The 19,274-nt window shown below is 36.0% G+C and carries 14 protein-coding genes; 11 read left to right on the forward strand and 3 right to left on the reverse strand.

From position 1 onward, the window contains the following. Positions 1–2: 2 nt before the first annotated feature. Genes ICJ84_RS01965 through ICJ84_RS01975 form a run of 3 tightly spaced genes read right to left on the reverse strand, consistent with a single transcriptional unit; the run spans position 3 to position 6,664 of the window. Positions 3–1,553: a DUF5123 domain-containing protein gene (locus ICJ84_RS01965; protein WP_241748661.1), complete on the reverse strand. Its 1,551-nt coding sequence runs from the start codon at positions 1,551–1,553 to the stop codon at positions 3–5. 25 nt (positions 1,554–1,578) lie between these two features. Further along, positions 1,579–3,372 (reverse strand): RagB/SusD family nutrient uptake outer membrane protein, encoded by a 1,794-nt coding sequence (locus ICJ84_RS01970; protein WP_188214681.1) that lies wholly within the window; start codon positions 3,370–3,372, stop codon positions 1,579–1,581. 19 nt (positions 3,373–3,391) lie between these two features. Then, positions 3,392–6,664 (reverse strand): SusC/RagA family TonB-linked outer membrane protein, encoded by a 3,273-nt coding sequence (locus tag ICJ84_RS01975; protein WP_241748662.1) that lies wholly within the window; start codon positions 6,662–6,664, stop codon positions 3,392–3,394. A 736-nt stretch (positions 6,665–7,400) separates the two neighbouring features. Here ICJ84_RS01975 and ICJ84_RS01980 point away from each other — a divergent pair. The 11 genes from ICJ84_RS01980 (at position 7,401) to ICJ84_RS02030 (ending at position 19,273) form a co-directional block, all read left to right on the forward strand. Then, complete coding sequence (locus ICJ84_RS01980; protein WP_241748663.1) at positions 7,401–8,285, forward strand: pectinesterase family protein; 885 nt, start codon at positions 7,401–7,403, stop codon at positions 8,283–8,285. Further along, complete coding sequence (locus ICJ84_RS01985) at positions 8,267–9,043, forward strand: rhamnogalacturonan acetylesterase (protein WP_241748664.1); 777 nt, start codon at positions 8,267–8,269, stop codon at positions 9,041–9,043. The genes ICJ84_RS01980 and ICJ84_RS01985 overlap by 19 nt, the downstream gene beginning before the upstream one ends. Before the next feature lie 182 nt (positions 9,044–9,225). Beyond that, complete coding sequence (locus ICJ84_RS01990; protein WP_188214683.1) at positions 9,226–9,444, forward strand: hypothetical protein; 219 nt, start codon at positions 9,226–9,228, stop codon at positions 9,442–9,444. Positions 9,445–9,472: 28 nt separating this feature from the next. Beyond that, entirely contained in the window at positions 9,473–11,917 is a 2,445-nt protein-coding gene (locus ICJ84_RS01995) for a sugar-binding domain-containing protein (RefSeq protein WP_188214684.1), read from the forward strand. Positions 11,918–11,932: 15 nt separating this feature from the next. Continuing rightward, on the forward strand, positions 11,933–12,811 hold the full coding sequence (locus ICJ84_RS02000) for an AraC family transcriptional regulator (RefSeq protein ID WP_188214685.1): 879 nt from the start codon (positions 11,933–11,935) through the stop codon (positions 12,809–12,811). Between the two features lie 136 nt (positions 12,812–12,947). Next, on the forward strand, positions 12,948–14,612 hold the full coding sequence (locus ICJ84_RS02005) for a UxaA family hydrolase (protein WP_188214686.1): 1,665 nt from the start codon (positions 12,948–12,950) through the stop codon (positions 14,610–14,612). 35 nt (positions 14,613–14,647) lie between these two features. Continuing rightward, the gene (locus ICJ84_RS02010) at positions 14,648–15,664 is read left to right on the forward strand and encodes a zinc-binding alcohol dehydrogenase family protein (RefSeq protein WP_188214687.1); all 1,017 of its coding nucleotides are present in this window, start codon (positions 14,648–14,650) and stop codon (positions 15,662–15,664) included. Positions 15,665–15,702: 38 nt separating this feature from the next. After that, the gene (locus ICJ84_RS02015; protein WP_188214688.1) at positions 15,703–16,479 is read left to right on the forward strand and encodes an SDR family NAD(P)-dependent oxidoreductase; all 777 of its coding nucleotides are present in this window, start codon (positions 15,703–15,705) and stop codon (positions 16,477–16,479) included. A gap of 1 nt (position 16,480) precedes the next feature. Then, positions 16,481–17,536 carry a glycoside hydrolase family protein gene (locus ICJ84_RS02020; protein WP_188214689.1) on the forward strand — a complete coding sequence of 352 codons (1,056 nt, stop codon included), beginning with the start codon at positions 16,481–16,483 and terminating at the stop codon, positions 17,534–17,536. Positions 17,537–17,588: 52 nt separating this feature from the next. Then, the gene (locus ICJ84_RS02025) at positions 17,589–18,449 is read left to right on the forward strand and encodes a fumarylacetoacetate hydrolase family protein (RefSeq protein WP_188214690.1); all 861 of its coding nucleotides are present in this window, start codon (positions 17,589–17,591) and stop codon (positions 18,447–18,449) included. After that, positions 18,446–19,273 carry an amidohydrolase family protein gene (locus ICJ84_RS02030; protein WP_188214691.1) on the forward strand — a complete coding sequence of 276 codons (828 nt, stop codon included), beginning with the start codon at positions 18,446–18,448 and terminating at the stop codon, positions 19,271–19,273. Before ICJ84_RS02025 ends, ICJ84_RS02030 begins: the two co-directional genes overlap by 4 nt. Position 19,274: the final 1 nt, after the last annotated feature.

The raw sequence follows: 19,274 nt of genomic DNA on the forward strand, positions 1-19,274 counted from the left end.
TATTACTGTCTCCATCTAGGGTCTCCAACCTGATTATCTAATAAGGTTTGGTTGGTAACTGTGAAATCTCCGGAAGCTGCATTAACAAAACCAGGATCTAAAGTTGTATAAAATGTAGTGCTGTCGTAAATGGTTTGGGCAACATCATAAAAACTAGGCGCATTAAAATAATTGTTATTATCAAACTCAGGAGTTGCATCAGTTCTACTCTGATTTGAATAGTAAGCAGAGGTTTCTGCAAACAAGTTATTTTTAGCTGAGATTTCATTGGTTTGAAATCTAACATACATGATTCTGTCATTAGTGTTTGAACAAGCATATAATGTACAACTTTCAAGTAGTACGTTACAAACCAACCCTTTTTGTGTAGATGTTCCCGCATCATCAAGCCTGAAAAAGTCTCTTCCTGGAGCACAGTTATTAAATGTGCTAGTTCTAACAGAAACGTTGAAAACATCAGAATTTCTAAAATCTATGAAATCGCCCCCACTGGTAAGTATGTTAGTAACAATACAATTTTCAACTGTTATGGATTGAACAATTGCGTCGGTGACATTTCCAGCAATAAACGAACGGTCATAGTCATGAATAATGCACCCACTAACTAATAGGGAATTGTAGTTGCCATCTTTAGTGTAGCGAACAACATCTGTTAATTCTGTAGCAGTATCTCCAGTTAAGTCTAAATCAATTAAATTGACATCGGAGGCTCCTGTAACTATAGAGAAGCTTACTTTTAACTGCGGTTTAAAATCTGTTCTCAAACCTTGAATAGTAATTGACTTGTCTAAAGTTATGGTTCCTATTTGGGACGTGTAATCACCTTGCTCTAATAATAAAATATCACCTGGGACAGCATTTTCAATCATCAGAAATAAGTCATCTTCAGGGGTAACTAAAGTGTTGTCTCCAATATCAATACCAGTTGTAAACGTTGATGTGCCTCTAATCTTTTCATTATTGTACAAGGTTGCTGAATAATCTGTCTCAGCAGTTAGTCCTGTAATAGTGGCTACTCCGTTTATTTTTTCTTCGGAAGAAATATCATATCTGATATCTCCTGGCTGGAGAATAAAATGAGTAACATTTAATCCTGCTTCCCAGCGTAAGGTCGCTTGAAGTGCTTCTATATCACCAGCTTCAGGAGCTAACATGATTTGTTCTGTTAGTGTAGTTGCCTCGGTTAGTGTCCATTTAGAATCTTGTAGACCTCTACCACTTACTGCTTTTACACGTATTGTGTAAACAGTTTCGCCTTCCAGTCTTATTTGGACCGGAAGTTCTTCGGTAGAAACATTCTGACTTTTAAAAATGGTATTGAAATTAGGATCATCGGCACTAAACTCTACAATGTAATGATCTACATGGTCGTCTGTAGTCCAATTTAATTCTACCGTAGTTTGATTTCTAACTCTTGCAGTTAAGGCAACAGGAGAAAATTCTCTATTTACATCCAGGTCTTCGATTACATCTTCGTTGTACCCACAGTTGTAGACGGTAAGGGTAACAAACAAAGTAATCATAAATGATTTTATTATATGTATGTTTTTCATAATTCTTAAATGTTTTTGTAAAAATCTAATAGTTGTAATCATTAACTAATTGACCATTACTGTTATCTATAAAGATTTGCCATATTGGCCAGAATTGTCTTTCATCTGGGTCGATACCTTCTTTAAATAATGAATTAATCTCATCGTCGTCTAAACCGCTATCCCAAGCTTTAGAAGAATATTCACTTCCGGGATTTGTAGTTTCTCCTCTATTTAAACCATAGATATCTAATGTCTCGTTATCGTCTTGGTATTTATAGTATAAGGTGGTTGGTACATCGGCGTAATCACCTTGTCTTAGTTGTAAATCGGTCATTTTGGTTTTAGCTTCTCTTAGCTTGTCACCAAGTAATCCCCAACGGATAAGCGCTTGTTTGCGTTGCATTTCTCCTGTAAATTCAAATAAATGCTCGTCTACTATGGCATCAAACATAGCTTGTTTTGTTGTTAAGTTGTTAACATAAGTATTTACTTTTTCTGTTTGATCTGCAGTGTCAAAAGCTCGTGTACGTAGTTCTTTAAGGTAGGGCGCAGCAGCTGATGGTCCGTCTAATTCATTAGCAGCCTCTGCTGCCATTAAAAGAATTTCGGCATAACGCATGTACATGAAGTTTACACCATCGTCGTTAGTAGATGTTACATAACGATTCATCCATTCGTAACGGTATTTTCCAAAGTACCAGGTGTCCAATCCTACTAATTCTTGTTGAGAAACACTATTAACAGCGGTTCCCCATTGATAAGGTACGCAGGTAATATCTCTGCGTGTATCGGCTTCGTCAAAATCGTAAAAAATTGTAGGTAGTGGGCCTGCAATTCCTCCTCTGGCTTGACCTGTATATTGATCGACACTGCGATGTCTTACAGCAAATGAAAAAAGTACACGGCCACGGCCATCTGCAAACGGTATTTGCCACAAAGCTTCGCCACCTGCGGCTATATCTTCTTCATTAAGTTTTCTCCAAACGGTTTCAAACGAAGATTCTAATTTTACAGTTCCACTGTTAATGATATCATTACATTCGTTTAAAGCTAAACGATACATTTTAGAAACTGATAAATCTGCATCTGTGCTTCGTCTAACACCATCATTAGGATATTGTTGGAAACCACTGGCAGCTAATGCTAAACGCGCTCTAAGTCCTTTAATAAAAGCCTTGTTTACGTTTTCAACACTTGATGTGGTTGAAGATTCATTAGGCCAAGGTACTAAAGTAGCAGCTTCACCTAAGTCGGCAATTAATTGTTTGTAAATAACGTCTCTACTTGATTTAGCTAAGTAGATAGTTTCTGAGTTGATTGGTTCAAAGCGAGCAGGAACATCTCCCCATGCTTTGATTAAATCGGCATAATAAACGGCTCTCAAAGTAAGTGCTTCACCTAAAAGTTGGCCTAATTCTGTTCCAGGTTCTGGATTGCCATAGGTACGAATACCACGAATGCAAATATTAGCACGTTCAATACCCGTATACATCATGGCCCAAGAACTATTATCTCGGTTCATTTGAGTATTATTCGGTTGAGCATCGTAAATCATAAGAGCACCTTGATCGCTACCAACTTCATCAGAACTATAATTCCATTCTGTATCTGTATTGAAGCCATAAAACGGGATGTGACGACCTCTGTAGGAGTTGGTTTGCCCCATGGGTTCTAAAATTCCATCTATTGCACCACGGGCTAATCCTGCATTTGAAAAAATCAGAGATTCGTCTATGGTTGATTGTGCCGGTGCATCTAAAAAATCAGATTCAATTTCCTGACAAGAATATGATACTCCGGCTACTATTATTCCAAGTAATATTGTGATATATTTCATTTTTCTAAACAATTTTTAATTAAAAATTAAGGTTTAATCCGAAAACAAATTGTCTGCTTCTCGGATATGGAGAATAGTCTACACCCGGAGTTAAAGGTGTCCTTCTTCTTGTTGAAACCTCTGGGTCTAACCCTGAATAGTTTGTAATAACAAAAACGTTATTAGCCGTAGCATAAAATCTTAAGTTAGATATGCCTATTTGAGACATATATTTGTCTGGAACTGTATATCCTAATGTTAAGGTGTTTAACCTTAAGAATGAAGCGTCCTCAACAGCCCAATCACTAAATACATATCTAGACATATAAGGAGACCACATGGTGGTGTTCGCATTAAGAGCTTCGAGTTCTACAGGATTGGTAACTAACTGACCTGTTTCAGTATTTAAATTGGTCCATCGTTTCCCATCTGCCATAATCGTGCTTAAGTTTCTGTATTGGTTATTTTGATTAGCCGTGGTAAACTCAATTTTATTTGCATTGTAAACATCGTTTCCAACACTAAAGTTAAAGGCTGCCGACAGATCGAAGCCATAAGCTCGTGCATTAAGAGTAAAACCACCAGTAAAATCTGGTAAGGCATCTCCAATAATAATTTGGTCATCTGCCGTTACATCACCATCACCATTAATATCTTTTAATTTCATCATACCAGGAACTGCTTCACCTAACCAAGATGTTGATGTTACTCCTGTTTTTAAAGTGTATTCTCCAGAAGCGCTATCATAATCGAAGTCTGAAACTTCATAGCGTCCGTCATTTTTGAAGCCGTACATGGCGCCTAGAGATTTTCCAACATTAATAACATAATCGTTACCTATTTGAGTTGATGCCCAATTGGTATTTATTCCAAAATCATCCATAACGCCTAAGGAATTAATTTTGTTTTTATTCATGCCACCATTAATAGAGAAGTCTAAGCCAAAATTAGGTTTGTCTATGGCAATTACATTTAAAGATCCTTCAAAACCTGTATTTTGAGTTTCTCCCATGTTTCTATATTGAGATTCATATCCAGTACCAGGAACAGGGAAATTAATTAATAAATCTTTAGTTACATTTTTGTAAACTTCGAATGAACCTGTTAAACGACTTCTGAATAAACTAAAATCAAGACCTAAATTTTGTGTAACAGTAGTTTCCCATTTTAAACCTGGGTTAGCTAAAGTATTAGATGTCCTCCAGTAGTTTGATACGTTATTGATGTATGTTGTGTTTGATGATTGGAACGTTTGTATGGTTTGTCCCGCAGGAATTCGGTTGTTACCAGCTTCACCATAACTTAGTCTAATTTTAAGTGTATTAATCCAATCAGTATTTTTTAAAAAGTTTTCTTCAGAAATTTTCCATGCAAAGGCAGCAGATGGGAAATACCCCCAACGGTTATTTCCTAAAAATTTACTTGAACCATCGGCACGGTAGGTCGCTGTAAATAAATAACGGTTTTTATAGTCGTAATTTAAACGCCCGAAGAACGAAAGTAATTTATCGTCAGGAGAGTAGTAATTGTCTACAAAAATAGGAGTTCCCTGTGAGGTTAATTTTTTAGTAGTTTCAAAATCAAAAAAATCAGGGAAGCCTTGCACTTCGTTAGTCAGTGTGTTGCTTTCTGTAAAAATCATTTCTTCACCAACCAAAAGTTTTAAGCTATGATCTTCGCTTAATACTTTTTTAAAATCATAATTTAAAGTGTTGGCATTTCTAAATCTAACTTGTTTTTCGTCTTCCCACATTAAAGAAGGTAGACCTTGGTTTTCTGCAGAGGGTCTGTTGTTAGCGTAATAGGTTGAACGTCCAAAGAATCTATAATCCAGATCGTTTCTGTTATCTAAACCTAAATCCATTTTGTATTTAAGGTTGTCTATAATTTCCCAGCCAAAACTTCCTACCATATTGAAGTTTTTTCTAAGTTTTTGTCTTTGGTTATCATCTACTGCCACAAAAGGATTAACCAAATAGCTGGATAAAGCCTCATCTGTGTTGTCTGTTGTTAATCCAGGAAGAGGAATTGGAGAATAACCAACACTGTGTCTAAGTCGGGCATCTGCAGATGAAATTTCATCTTGTTCGTTAGCACCGCCACCATTAATTTCGGTATCTGAGTAACGTAAGGTGAAGGTTAAATCTACTTTGTCGTTCGGTTGACTTTTTAAAGAAAGTGCTAGGTTGTTTCTTTTGAAATCTGAACCTAACATAATTGCTTTTTCGTCGTAAAGTGTGTAGCTGAAGTTAAAGTTTAGTTTTTCTGTACCACCACGGACAGCTAAGTTTCTGCTTTGAACTTCTCCCATTTGTCCATAAATTTGCTTTTGCCAGTTATTACCCTTCATGCCTATGTATTGGTCATAATCTTGCCAATTCCCAAAATATTCTTCGTAGGATTCTGTTGGGTCATCACTTCCGCTGTTTCTTAAAAGAGCATATTCATATTGCCATTTAACAAAATCTTCAGGAGAAAGTACATCAATAGTCTTAGCTAGTTTTTTTACACCATAGAACATATTAAAGTTGGCTGAAATTTTACCGTCTTTACCACTTTTTGTAGTAATAATAACAACTCCATTAGCCCCACGCGAACCATAAATTGCAGTTGAAGATGCATCTTTTAAAACAGTGATATTCTCAATGTCAGAGGATGATACATCACTCATACTGTTTACCGGAAAGCCATCAACAATTATTAAAGGTGAACTGTCTTGAGTTATAGATCCCCCTCCACGAACTCTAATGTTAACTTCTGCATCAGGAGAACCTTCAGAAGAGGTAACTTGAACACCGGCTAATCTACCGGTTAAAGCTTCAGCGACACTTGCTATAGGTTGCTTTTCTAATGTCTCACCACCAATAGTAACTACAGAACCTGTTAAATCAGATTTTTTCGCGGTTCCATAACCAACAACAACAACTTCATCTAAAGATTCTAAACTTGGTTGCAGGGTAACATTAATCGTTTTTTTATTATTTAAATTAACCTCTTGCTTTTCGTAACCAACGTATGAAAAGATAAGTGTGGCGTTCGGGTTTTCAACAGTTAAAGAGTAATTGCCATCAAAGTCTGTTGATGTTCCGTTACTGGTTCCTTTTACAATTACCGTAACACCAGGAAGAGGGCCTCCAAATTCACCTCCATCAGTTACAGTTCCATTAACCGTGACAGATTGAGCATATATGACTCCGGTAAAAAGTAAAAAAATACCCATAAACAAAGCCAGACCAGCTTTTTTTTGTGGGGGTGTTTTTTTTCTCACTTTGAGTAAGAAAAATTGATGTTCAAAAATTGAATAGTTTGTCATAGATAGTTTGTTTAATTGTTTGTATAGCGAGTATTTTGTTTACAATAGAGAAAGATTGGATGGTATCCGTTGGGCATAATTAGTATATGTTAGTTGTTAGTTGTCTTTTTGATTACCTTTTTTGGGTTAGAAAAAAGTTAGAATATGCAGCTTGATTATTAGATTTCTTAAAGAAATTTTTGTTATACAATTAGCACTCTATGTAATCGATTGTCCCAAATATAATTATTATTTTTTTTTCAGCAAATTATTGTTGGGCTTTTAACGAATAGGTGTGTGATTTGTAGTGTATTTATTTTAATGGATTTAATAAGATAGGTTTTTAATTGTTTAAAAGTTTGAAATTTTTAAACCTAATAAATATTACAGAAGGATTTATTGACTAGTTCCATATATAAATCTCTTTTTTGGCTTAAATTGCTTGAAGCAATTTTTAATAAGATAGCTCAGATGATTTATGAATTGTAATTTATAAAATAAGATAATCGATTGCATAATTTACGATATCAATAGGTATATTTGTTCTGTTTAGGTTTTATTATATTTAAAAGTCAATAAACTAATTTTCATGGTGAAGTATATAATAGTCTAGTTTAAATTTTAATATATGTGTCTGAATTATAATGAGAATAATTTTCTAAAGCGTGTTACGTTTCTTTTTGTGATATTGATAACTTTTATAAACCCTTCTTATGGATTCCAAATAAAGGAAAAAGATAATCTAAATCTTTATAATATGGTGGTTGCTCAAGATGGTACTGGCGATTTTACCACGATTCAGGATGCTATATATGCGGCAAAGTCCTTTCCATATGAGCGAGTTGTTATTAATGTTAAAAATGGAGTTTATAATGAAAAGGTGCATGTTTATTCATGGAATACGAATGTGTCTTTAATTGGGGAAAGTAAAGAAGGTACTATAATCACTTTCGATGATTATTTTAAAAAGATTGGTTTAGGACGAAATAGTACATTTCATACATCAACGTTGTTAGTGGAAGGTGACGATTTTATTGCTAAAAATATTACGGTCAAAAATATGGCCGGACCCGTAGGACAGGCTATTGCACTTTCGGTAAATGCAAATCGCTGTTATTTTGAAAATTGTGCCTTCATAGGAAATCAGGATACGGTTTATACAGCAGGCGAGGGCTTTAAACAGTATTTTAAAAACTGCTATATTGAAGGGACTACCGATTTTATTTTCGGGGAAGCCACGATACTTTTTGAAGGTTGTGAAATTTACAACAAATCGAATTCATATATCACTGCAGCTTCTACGCCGAAAAGTCAGGCTTATGGTTATGTGTTTAAAAATTGTAACCTTACCGCTGATAGTAATGTGACCGAAGTCTACTTAGGAAGACCATGGCGATTTTATGCTAAAACGGTTTTTATCAATTGCAAAATGGGTAAACATATCAAACCTGAAGGCTGGCACAACTGGAAAAAACCGGAAGCCGAAACATTATCTTTTTATGCGGAATACAATTGTTCAGGAGAAGGATATCAGCCGGAAAGACGTGTGTCTTGGTCACATCAACTTAAGAAATCACAAGCAAAGAAATACACAAAAGAAAATATTTTAAAATCAACAACTACATGGTATCGAAACTTATAAATGCGTTAAAAATGAATATAAAACGTATTTTAAAATTACATCTCATCACGCTATTATTAATTATGTCGAGTTGCATGGCGCAAACCACAATTTACATGATTGGCGATTCCACTATGGCAAATAAAACGAATCCGGAAACAAATCCTGAGCATGGCTGGGGACAAGTTTTACCGAATTATGTAACCGAAGATATTACTATAGATAACCGAGCGGTAAATGGTAGAAGCAGTCGTAGTTTTATTGGAGAAGGCCGATGGGATTCGGTGTTGGAAACTTTAAAAGCGGGTGATTTTGTGTTTATTCAGTTTGGGCACAACGATCAGAAGTTTAAATCGCCAGACCGATATACAAATCCGCATACAACCTACCGCCATAATTTAATCAAGTTTATAGAAGAAACTAGAGTTAAAGGCGCAACTCCAATCTTGTTTTCTTCTATTGTAAGACGAAACTTTAATGAATTTGGAACGTTAATCGATACGCATGGCGAGTATCCTTTAGAAACCCGTTTAGTGGCTTTAGAATACGATGTTCCGTTTGTAGATTTACAATATTTCACGGAATATTTAGAGGAATCTTACGGTGTGGAAGGTTCTAAAAAACTACATCTTCATTTTGAACCAGGAGAACATTCGTATTACAAAGATGGTAAACACGATGACACGCATTTGTCTAATTTAGGTGCTAATGAGGTTGCTAAACTGGCTGTTTCAGAATTAAAAAAGAAAGCGCCGAGTTTGGTGAAGTATTTAAAGTAACTTTAATTAAAGTTATATTGTTCAATTAGAAACTGAAGCAGTCGAAAAAAATAGGTTCGGGCGTTAAAAATGGCTTTTTTAAGAAAAGTGATTACGTTGGGTTTGCCGAAAACACAAAAAACAGTATTACTTTTACCGTTACGCCTGGAGTTGCTAATATTTATTTAATGCGTTTCAGGTATATGAATTTAACTGACGCGCCCTTGAAGGTGAGATTAAAAATTGAAGATGCTAACGGTATTTTATTAAGAAATGACGATATCGAATTCCCGATTCAGAATGAAAAGTGGAAAATATTAAATACTACTTCCGGAGGATATATCAATGCCGGAACCTATAAGATTCGGTTAGAATCAGACAACATGAAAGGACTTCGAATAGAGCCGTTCGAATTTCAATAAAAGCGATTATTAATTACGAGTACACATAATGAACAAGACATTAAATCAAACTAAAATCTTTAGCCTGTTGCTGCTGGTCAGCTTATTCTTAGCATGTAATAAAACAGAAGACGTTGTTGAAAAAGATGTGCGTATAGTTGAAGATTTTAATTTCAATTGGAATTTTAAATTAGGCGATTTTCCTGAGGCGATTCAATCTAATTTTACTACAACCGATTGGCGAATACTTAACCTGCCGCACGATTGGAGTATTGAAGGTGATTTTAGTGAAGAACACCCAACAAAACCTGAAGGTGGAGCCTTACCTGCAGGAATAGGTTGGTATAGAAAAACCTTTACTTTGCCAGCAGATTGGAATGGTAAGTCGGTTTCAGTGGAGTTTGATGGTGCATACAGAAATAGTGAAGTTTGGATAAACGGACATTATTTGGGTAAGCGTCCCTACGGTTACATTTCTTTCGCTTATAACCTGACCGATTATGTGCATTTTGGAACTCAGGAAAATGTGATTGCTGTAAAAGTAGATAATTCGTTACAGCCTAATTCGCGCTGGTATACCGGATCAGGGATTTATAGAAATGTGCGTTTAGTGGCTACTGAAAATCTATATGTAGACCATTGGGGGATTTATGTCACAACGCCCAAGGTGTTAAAGGATAAGGCGACGGTTGCTTTCGAAACAACTATTAAAAACGATAGTACTGGAAAACGTGTATTTAAATTAGTGAATACTATTTTAGATTCCGATGATTTAGAAGTTGTGGTTTCAGAGAAAATAGATACAATTCAACCTAATACATCTTATGTCACCAGACAACAAATGGAAGTGTTAAATCCTGTATTGTGGAGTGTTGAAAATCCGTATTTGTATACGGTAAAAACCAAGATTTATGAAGGTGAAACTTTGGTTGATAATTACGAAACGCCACTGGGTATTCGTTATTTCAGCTTCAATGCTAAAAAAGGTTTTTCATTAAATGGTGTGCCAACTAAAATTCATGGTGTTTGTCTGCATCATGATAACGGCGCTTTGGGTGCTGTGGCTAATAAACATGCTATAAAAAGAAAACTTCAAATCATGAAAGACATGGGGGTGAATGCCATTCGTGTAGCGCATAATCCGTCGTCTTTAGAATTGTTGCAGTTGTGTGATGAAATGGGATTAATTGTTCAGGTAGAAGCTTTTGATGTTTGGAAAAAGCGTAAGGTAAAGAATGATTATAATCTTGAGTGGGATGAATGGTATAAACGCGACTTGCAGGATTTAATTCGTCGAGATAGAAATAACCCTTCGGTAATGATGTGGAGTATTGGTAACGAAATTCGTGAGCAATTTGATAGTACAGGAATTGCAATGACTAAAGATTTAGTGAAAATCGTAAAAAGTTTAGATCAGACCAGACCAGTAACCTGTGCGTTGACAGAAAACGTACCTGAGAAAAACTTCATCTATCAGTCAGGAGCTTTAGACCTTTTAGGGTTTAATTATAAGCATGAAGATTATGGGACTTTTCCAGAGAATTTTAAAGGTCAAAAAATAATAGCTTCCGAAAGTGTATCTGCATTAGAAACACGTGGACACTATGATGTAACATCGTCGGATATTAAATTCTGGCCACCAGCACATAATGAACCTTTTGATGGTAATGACGATTTTACAGTTTCAGCTTACGATAATGTAGCAGCATATTGGGGAACAACGCATGAAGAAAACTGGAAAACCGTTAAGAAACTGGATTATATAGCAGGAACATTTATCTGGACAGGTTTCGATTATATCGGCGAGCCTATTCCTTATCCGTACCCGGCACGTAGTTCGTACTTTGGAATTGTTGATTTGGCAGGATTACCAAAGGATGTGTATTACATGTATCAAAGCGAGTGGAGTGATACCAACGTATTGCACGTATTACCACATTGGAATTGGAGTCTAGGTCAGGAAGTAGACGTTTGGGCGTATTATAATAATGCCGATGAGATCGAGCTTTTTGTAAACGGAAACTCCCTAGGGGTAAAGTCTAAGAAAGGCGAAGATTTACATGTGTCCTGGAAGGTAAAGTACGAGCCGGGAACCATTAAAGTCGTGTCTCGAAAAGTAGGACAAGTGGTTTTAGAAAAAGAAGTGCATACGGCAGGTGTAGCTTCAAAATTAGTATTGGAAGCTGATAAGTCAACAATTAAAAAAGATAACTACGATTTGGTTTATGTAACTGTAGAAGTGAATGACGACCAGGGTAATTTATCGCCAAGAGCCGATAACTTAATTCATTTTGAAGTTAAAGGTGGCGGAAAAATTGTTGGTGTAGATAACGGATATCAGGCGAGTTTAGAATCGTTTAAGGCTAACAAGCGTAAAGCGTATAACGGAAAATGTGTGGTAATCATTCAATCGAATGGTAAAGCCGAAAATATTCAGTTCAAAGCATCTTCAAAAGGCTTGATTGCAGCGACCATTCAAATTGAAGTAGAATAAAAAATAAACAAACCGATGAAACTTCATTTAATCGATAGGAGTACACCAAGCGATACGTCGTTTACTGCTAAAGTACATGAAGGTTCTAATTTTTTGAAACTCTGGCATTACCATCCCGAACTCGAACTGGTTGTTATTTTAAAAAGCGACGGCAATTGTTTTGTTGGGGATGGTATTGAAAAGTTTGAAGTTGGTGATGTGTTCTTGATTGGTAAGAACACGCCACATATGTGGCTGAATCATGAAGCTTATTTTGATGAAGCTTCTGAACTGATCGCTAAATCTGTAGCTATTCATTTCAAAAAGGAATTTTTAGGCGATAAGTTTTTTGAAACTCCTGAGATGCAGCATGTGTCTGAGTTATTCGATAGAGCCCGTTTTGGAATTAAGTTTTTAAATCTTAAAGAAGAGTTGTTAATAACTGTTCAAAACATGTTAAGTTTAGACGGATTTCATAAAACTATTACATTTTTAAATATTCTCAATACGCTTTCTGCACATAAAGATTTTAAGTTGCTGGCGAGTTCGGGCTATATGAAATCGTTTAAAGTGAAAACGAACAAAACGCTTGATAAGGTGTATGCATATATCTTTAAAAACTTCAACAAAAATCTATCTTTAGAAGAAGTTGCGAAGATTGCAAATATGAATGCAACCGCATTCAGCCGATTGTTTAAACGGGTTAATGGTAAACCGTTTTCCCGTTATGTAGCCGAAATTCGAATTGGTTATGCTTGTAAATTGTTGCTGGAACAAAAGGTGAATATTTCTCAGGTTTGCTATGAAGTTGGGTTTAATAATATTTCAAATTTTAATCGTCAGTTTAAAATGATAATGGGGTGTAATCCTTCAGAGTATATCAAACAACACGTTAATTCATATCAAGGGCGATAGGTTTTTAAAGTATGTTTTTTGCTTTTAAATTAGTTAATTGTATTTTTTGGCAAAAAAAGTATCATATTTAGTCATGATTTAGGAAGATTTGATGATTTTATATTTATAGTATTGCAATTATTAATCTTATTCATAAATGATAGGAAATAGACAGGAAATACTAAAAATACATTCGAAAGATAATGTACTGGTGGCTTTAACCGATTTAGCAAAAGGCACAACACTTTCGTATGAGGATCAATCATATGTTTTGGCAGATACAATTCCCGCCAAACATAAGTTTGCAACCGAAAATTTCAAAACCGGAGATCCGATTTATATGTACGGGGTTTTGGTAGGAAGAGCTAAAACAGAGATTGTAAAAGGCGGACTTATCACTACGGAAAATTTAGAGCACGACACCGAGCATTATAGTGCTGACCATGTTAATGAAAAAGTACAGTGGCAGGCACCAGATGTATCAAAGTTTAAGAATAAAACGTTTTTAGGGTATCACAGAACTAACGGAAGAGTAGGAACCGAGAATAACTGGTTAATCATTCCTTTGGTGTTTTGTCAGAACAGAAACGTTGAGGTGTTAAAAAATGCCTTGGTCGATAAATTAGGGTTTGGTAAACAACAACACTTAGGTTTAAATGTTGAAAGGTTAATTGAATCTTATAAGGCAGGTGAATCTGCCGAAGCTATTTTAGAGCAAGATATTTTAAGGGAAGCAGATGATGTTTCTAAAAATCCATTATTTCCAAATGTTGATGGTATTCGTTTTTTAACACACGACGGCGGTTGTGGTGGCTCAACATCCGATGCCATTACTTTATGTCATTTACTGGCGGGTTATATTAATAACCCGAACGTAGCAGGTGCTACGGTATTAAGTTTAGGTTGTCAGCATGCGCAATCGAAAATTTTGAAGGATGCTTTAAGTAAAATGGCTCCTCATAACGACAAGCCGGTGTTTTTTTTAGAGCAGCAAAACATGAATTCTGAAAAAGAGTTATTAGCTGAAGCGGTAAAGAAAACTTTTATTGGTTTAATGGAAGCTAATAAAATTGAACGACAACCGGCAACTTTAGATAAGTTGGTTATCGGATTAGAATGTGGAGGCTCCGATGGGTTTTCAGGAATTTCAGCGAATCCTGTTTTGGGTTATGTGTCCGATTTATTAGTTGGTTTAGGAGGAGCTACGGTATTAGCAGAGTTTCCGGAATTGAATGGTGTAGAGCAGGAGTTAATAAACAGATGTCAGTCGAAAGAGAAAGCTGATAAGTTTTCAAATATCATGGCGGTTTATAATGAAAAAGCAAGTTTATTAGGCGGTGGGTTTTCAGCAAATCCTTCACCAGGAAATATAAAAGATGGACTAATTACCGATGCTATCAAATCGGCAGGAGCTGCTAAAAAAGGAGGAACATCACCGGTAGAAGATGTTTTAGATTATACCGAACAAGTAGTTAAACCAGGACTTAATTTATTGTGCACACCAGGTAACGATGTTGAGTCTACTACCGGTTTAGCAGGTTCAGGGACCAATATTATTTTATTCACCACAGGTTTAGGAACGCCAACAGGAAACCCGATTACACCGGTAATAAAAGTGTCATCAAACACAAAACTATTCAACAGAATGAACGACATCATAGACTTTAATACAGGAGGGGTTATTGATGGGGAAGCCACTATTGAAGAAACGGGTGAATTATTACTAGATTACGTAATCGAAGTAGCGAGTGGAAAACAGGTAAAAGCCAGAAAATTAGAACAGAACGATTTCATTCCTTGGAAACGAGGCATGTCGTTGTAGAAATAGGAGAGTTAGTATAATTTAGTTTTAAAATAATGAACTATATAGTTTGCGAAGAACCAACAAAATTCGCATTAAAACAAAAAGAGCAACCGGTTCTCGAGGCGAATCAAGCCTTAATAAAAATCCACCGTGTTGGAATTTGTGGTACCGATTTACATGCCTATTCCGGAAATCAGGCATTTTTCACTTACCCAAGAATTTTAGGTCACGAGCTGGCTGCTGAAGTTTTAGAGGTTGGAGAAAACAATCAGAATTTAAAAGTAGGCGACAAGGTTATCGTGATGCCTTATGTAAGCTGTGGTGAGTGTATTGCCTGTCGAAAAGGAAAAACCAACTGTTGTAGTAATATCAAGGTTTTAGGAGTTCATGCCGATGGAGGTATGCAGGAAGTTGTTGCGGTGAGAACCGATTTATTAATTCCTGCCAATACCCTGTCTTACGAAGAAATGGCAATTGTAGAGCCTTTAGCCATTGGTGCACACGCCATCCGAAGAGCTACTATTGAAGCTGGAGAGTTTATTGTGGTTGTTGGTTGTGGACCAATAGGAATAGGTTTAATGAAACTGGCACAAATTAAAGGAGCCGAAGTGATTGGTATAGATGTCGACGAATCGCGTTTAGAGTTTGTGAAAAACGAAATTGGGGTGAAACACGTGGTTAAAGTTTCAGAAACGGCAGCCGAAGAAGTATCTAAAATTACTAACGGCGATTTAGCAACTGCGGTTTTCGATTGTACAGGAAACAAGCGTGCGCTTGAAGGCGGGATCGCTTATATGTCACACGGTGGGCGCTATGTGTTAGTGGGGCTTTCAAAAGGCGATTTGGTGTTCAGTCATCCGGGAATTCACGCTAAAGAATCAACTATTATGTGTAGTAGAAATGCAACTTTAGAAGATTTTCAGTTTGTTATTGATAACCTAAAGCAATTCCCAACAGATAAATTTGTAACTCATAAGGTCCCTTATACAGAAATGATTGCGAATTTCGACTCTTGGTTAGATCCGAAAAACGGAGTCATTAAGGCTATGGTTAATTTTAGTGCAGAGTAAAAAAGTATATTCATAAATATTAAGAAAAATATAATAAGATGAAATTTAGTCTAGAAAATAAAACAGCTATTGTTACAGGCGGTGGTAGTGGAATTGGTAAAGCGATTTCTAAAACTTTAGCAGGTCAAGGTGCTTATGTTCACATTTTAGAATTGAATGTTGATAATGCTGAAGGTACAAAATCTGAAATTGAATTAGACGGAGGAAAGGCTGAAGTACACCAATGTAATGTGGTAAATCAAACTGAAGTGGTTGACGTTATTAATGTGATTGCAGAAAAAAATGGTGTTGATATTTTAATTAATAATGCAGGAATCGCACATATTGGTAATGTTGAAAACACGCCAGAAGCCGATTTAGACCGCGTGTATAGTGTGAATGTAAAAGGGGTTTACAACTGTATTTTTGCAACGGTTCCTCATATGAAAGTAAAGCAAAGCGGAGTAATTATCAATATGGCATCAATTGCATCTTCTGTAGGGCTTAATGATCGGTTTGCATATTCGATGTCTAAAGGTGCGGCTCTAACGATGACCTATTCTGTAGCTAAAGATTATATCAACGATGGTATTCGTTGTAACTGTATTTCTCCGGCGCGTGTACACACGCCATTTGTAGATGGATTCTTAAAAAACAATTATCCAGGAAAAGAAGCTGAAATGTTTGAAAAATTATCACAAACACAACCTATCGGTCGTATGGGGAAACCTCAGGAAATTGCCGATTTAGCACTATTTTTATGTTCAGATGAAGCCTCATTCATTACAGGTACAGATTTTCCAATAGATGGCGGATTTATAAAATTAAACGGTTAATATGCTTAAGCAGATTCGTTCTTTAATTATAGTATTGATGTCTTTTACTTATACTTTGGTTAGTGCTCAAAGCACAAACGATGATTTAAGTTTGAAGGACAGTTTTAAGCCTATTACAGCAGACAATATTTTTAAAACAGAAGGTTATTATAATTGGGGAACATCAATTTTAAAAACTGATGACGGTAAGTATCATATGTTTTATTCCCGTTGGAAAAAAGAATATGGTTTCTATGGGTGGTTAACACATTCTGAAATAGCACATGCGACATCAAAAAGTCCTGCTGGACCGTGGACATATAAAGAAACTGTCTTACAAGGAGCCCGGGAGAATAGATGGGATGCGATTACAGCACATAATCCTAAAATCAAATATTTTGATGGGAAATATTATCTGTATTACGTAGGTACTAATTTAGGTGATAAGAACTTTACAGAAGAAGAATTGATAGAAACGGCTCATACGGGTTATGGTCATGCGAATTGGAAAATTTTAAGACCAAATCAACGTGTTGGCGTAGCAGTTGCTAATTCTATAAACGGACCATGGAAACGTTTTGATACGCCATTAATAGAGCCCTCAGGTCCTATTACAACGATTACGGTAAATCCAGCGATAACGAAAGCTAAGGACGGAAATTATTACTTAATAGTAAAAGGTGATAAGCCTAACGAAAAGCGTTTTATCAGAAACCAGGCTATGGCCATTTCTAAATCACCAATAGGTCCTTTCGTAATTCAGGAAAAACCTGTTATCGATTATATAGACACTGAAGATATGTCTATGTGGTATGACGAAATTAGAGATCGTTTTTATGGTGTGTTTCATGCTCATGGATTTATAGGTATGGTGACCTCTGCAGATGGTTTACATTGGGAAAAAGCTCAGAATTATGAGTTGATGCCTAAAGAGGTGAAACAAGAAGATGGAACCAAGCTAATACCAGATCGTTTAGAACGACCATTTATATATCATGAAAATGGAATTCCAAAGGTGTTGGGCCTTGCGGCTAAACAAGGTGATGAATCTTTTAGTATTTTTATACCAATAGAATAAGAGATTTAAAAACGAGAATATTTAAAAGTAAAAAAATAAATAAACGATTAAGATGAAACTTATAAGATTTGGAGAAGCTGGTAATGAAAAACCAGGAATACAATTACCAGACGGAACTAAAATAGATGTATCAGCTTTTGCTGAAGATTATACAGAACGCTTTTTTGAAACCAACGGACTGGAACGTTTAGAGGAATGGTTGAAAATTAATCAGTCAAAATGTGAAGTAGTTGGAGAAGATGTAAGATTAGGATCTCCAATCTGCCGTCCGTCAAAATTAGTTTGTATAGGATTAAATTACGCAAAACATGCCGCTGAAGCAGGCATGAAAATACCAAGTGAACCTGTATTGTTTTTCAAATCAACAACAGCAATTGTAGGGCCTAACGACGATGTTGTCATTCCTAAAGGCAGTGAAAAAACCGACTGGGAGGTTGAGTTAGCTGTGGTTATTGGAAAAAAAGCGTCTTACATTTCACAAGATGAGGTTATGGATCATATTGCGGGTTACGTATTGCATAATGATGTTAGTGAGCGTGCTTTTCAAATCGAAAAAGAAGGGCAATGGTGTAAAGGAAAAGGTTGTGATACGTTCGCGCCTCTTGGACCATTTATGGCAACAAAAGACGAAATTAAAGATCCGAACAACTTACACTTATGGCTAAAGTTAAACGGAAAAATGATGCAGGATAGTTCAACTTCAGATTTTATTTTCAATATTCAGGAATCTATCAGTTATATCAGTCAGTTTATGACCTTACTACCTGGTGATGTTATTTCAACCGGAACACCATTCGGAGTTGGTTTAGGATTAACACCACCATTATACTTAAAACCAGGAGATGTTATGGAATTAGGTATCGAAGGTTTAGGAGTGTCAAAACAAAATGTTATCGCTTACCCAGGAAAATGATAATAGATAGTCATCAGCATTTTTGGAAATACGAACCCGTAAAGCATTCATGGATAGATGATAACATGGTTGTAATTCGTAAGGACTTTATGCCTTCCGATTTACAGTCTGTTTATCAGGAAAATGGTATTGACGGATGTGTAGCGGTGCAAGCCGATCAAACCCTTGAAGAAACCGATTTTCTATTGCAACTTTCAAATGAAAATAGTTTTATTAAAGGCGTTGTGGGTTGGGTAGATTTAAGAGCTAATAATTTAGAAGCAACACTTGAGAAATATAGTGAAGTAGATAAATTAAAAGGATTCAGACATGTGGTTCAGGGAGAGCCGGACCATAACTTTTTGTTACGTCCGAATTTTTTGAGAGGTATTGAGGTATTGGAGAATAATGGTTACACCTACGACATTTTAATTTTTCCTCATCAGTTAGGTGCTACTTTAGACTTTGTAAAGCGTTTTCCAAACATGAATTTTGTCATCGATCATATTGCGAAACCTTATATTAAAGATGGTTTTTACGATGGCTGGGCGGTTTTAATGAAAGAAATTGCGAAGTACGAAAATGTGTATTGTAAAATGTCTGGTATCGTAACCGAAGCCGATTATAATACTTGGACACCAGAACAGATTCAGCCGTATATGGAACTTGTTTTAGAGGTTTTTGGTCCGAATCGCGTGATGTTTGGTTCAGACTGGCCGGTATGTCTGGTAGCAGGTAACTATACAAAAGTAAAAGAATTAACAACCAATTTTATTGCAGCTTTAAGTGCCGATGAGCAACAGCAAATCATGGGTATAAATGCAATGAAATTTTATAAACTATAAG

Origin of the sequence: Aestuariibaculum suncheonense, from assembly GCF_014596935.1 — a bacterium.
Taxonomy (GTDB): domain Bacteria; phylum Bacteroidota; class Bacteroidia; order Flavobacteriales; family Flavobacteriaceae; genus Aestuariibaculum; species Aestuariibaculum suncheonense.

What these genes read in the sequence shown, in the direction of transcription:
- ICJ84_RS01995 (WP_188214684.1), top strand. Translation starts at nt 9,473, where the DNA reads ATGAACAAGACATTAAATCAAACTAAAATCTTTAGCCTGTTGCTGCTG.
- ICJ84_RS02005 (WP_188214686.1), top strand. Translation starts at nt 12,948, where the DNA reads ATGATAGGAAATAGACAGGAAATACTAAAAATACATTCGAAAGATAAT.
- ICJ84_RS01970 (WP_188214681.1), bottom strand. Translation starts at nt 3,372, where the DNA reads ATGAAATATATCACAATATTACTTGGAATAATAGTAGCCGGAGTATCA.
- ICJ84_RS02000 (WP_188214685.1), top strand. Translation starts at nt 11,933, where the DNA reads ATGAAACTTCATTTAATCGATAGGAGTACACCAAGCGATACGTCGTTT.
- ICJ84_RS02025 (WP_188214690.1), top strand. Translation starts at nt 17,589, where the DNA reads ATGAAACTTATAAGATTTGGAGAAGCTGGTAATGAAAAACCAGGAATA.
- ICJ84_RS02020 (WP_188214689.1), top strand. Translation starts at nt 16,481, where the DNA reads ATGCTTAAGCAGATTCGTTCTTTAATTATAGTATTGATGTCTTTTACT.
- ICJ84_RS01980 (WP_241748663.1), top strand. Translation starts at nt 7,401, where the DNA reads ATGGTGGTTGCTCAAGATGGTACTGGCGATTTTACCACGATTCAGGAT.
- ICJ84_RS01990 (WP_188214683.1), top strand. Translation starts at nt 9,226, where the DNA reads ATGAATTTAACTGACGCGCCCTTGAAGGTGAGATTAAAAATTGAAGAT.
- ICJ84_RS01965 (WP_241748661.1), bottom strand. Translation starts at nt 1,553, where the DNA reads ATGAAAAACATACATATAATAAAATCATTTATGATTACTTTGTTTGTT.
- ICJ84_RS01985 (WP_241748664.1), top strand. Translation starts at nt 8,267, where the DNA reads ATGGTATCGAAACTTATAAATGCGTTAAAAATGAATATAAAACGTATT.
- ICJ84_RS02030 (WP_188214691.1), top strand. Translation starts at nt 18,446, where the DNA reads ATGATAATAGATAGTCATCAGCATTTTTGGAAATACGAACCCGTAAAG.
- ICJ84_RS01975 (WP_241748662.1), bottom strand. Translation starts at nt 6,664, where the DNA reads ATGACAAACTATTCAATTTTTGAACATCAATTTTTCTTACTCAAAGTG.
- ICJ84_RS02010 (WP_188214687.1), top strand. Translation starts at nt 14,648, where the DNA reads ATGAACTATATAGTTTGCGAAGAACCAACAAAATTCGCATTAAAACAA.
- ICJ84_RS02015 (WP_188214688.1), top strand. Translation starts at nt 15,703, where the DNA reads ATGAAATTTAGTCTAGAAAATAAAACAGCTATTGTTACAGGCGGTGGT.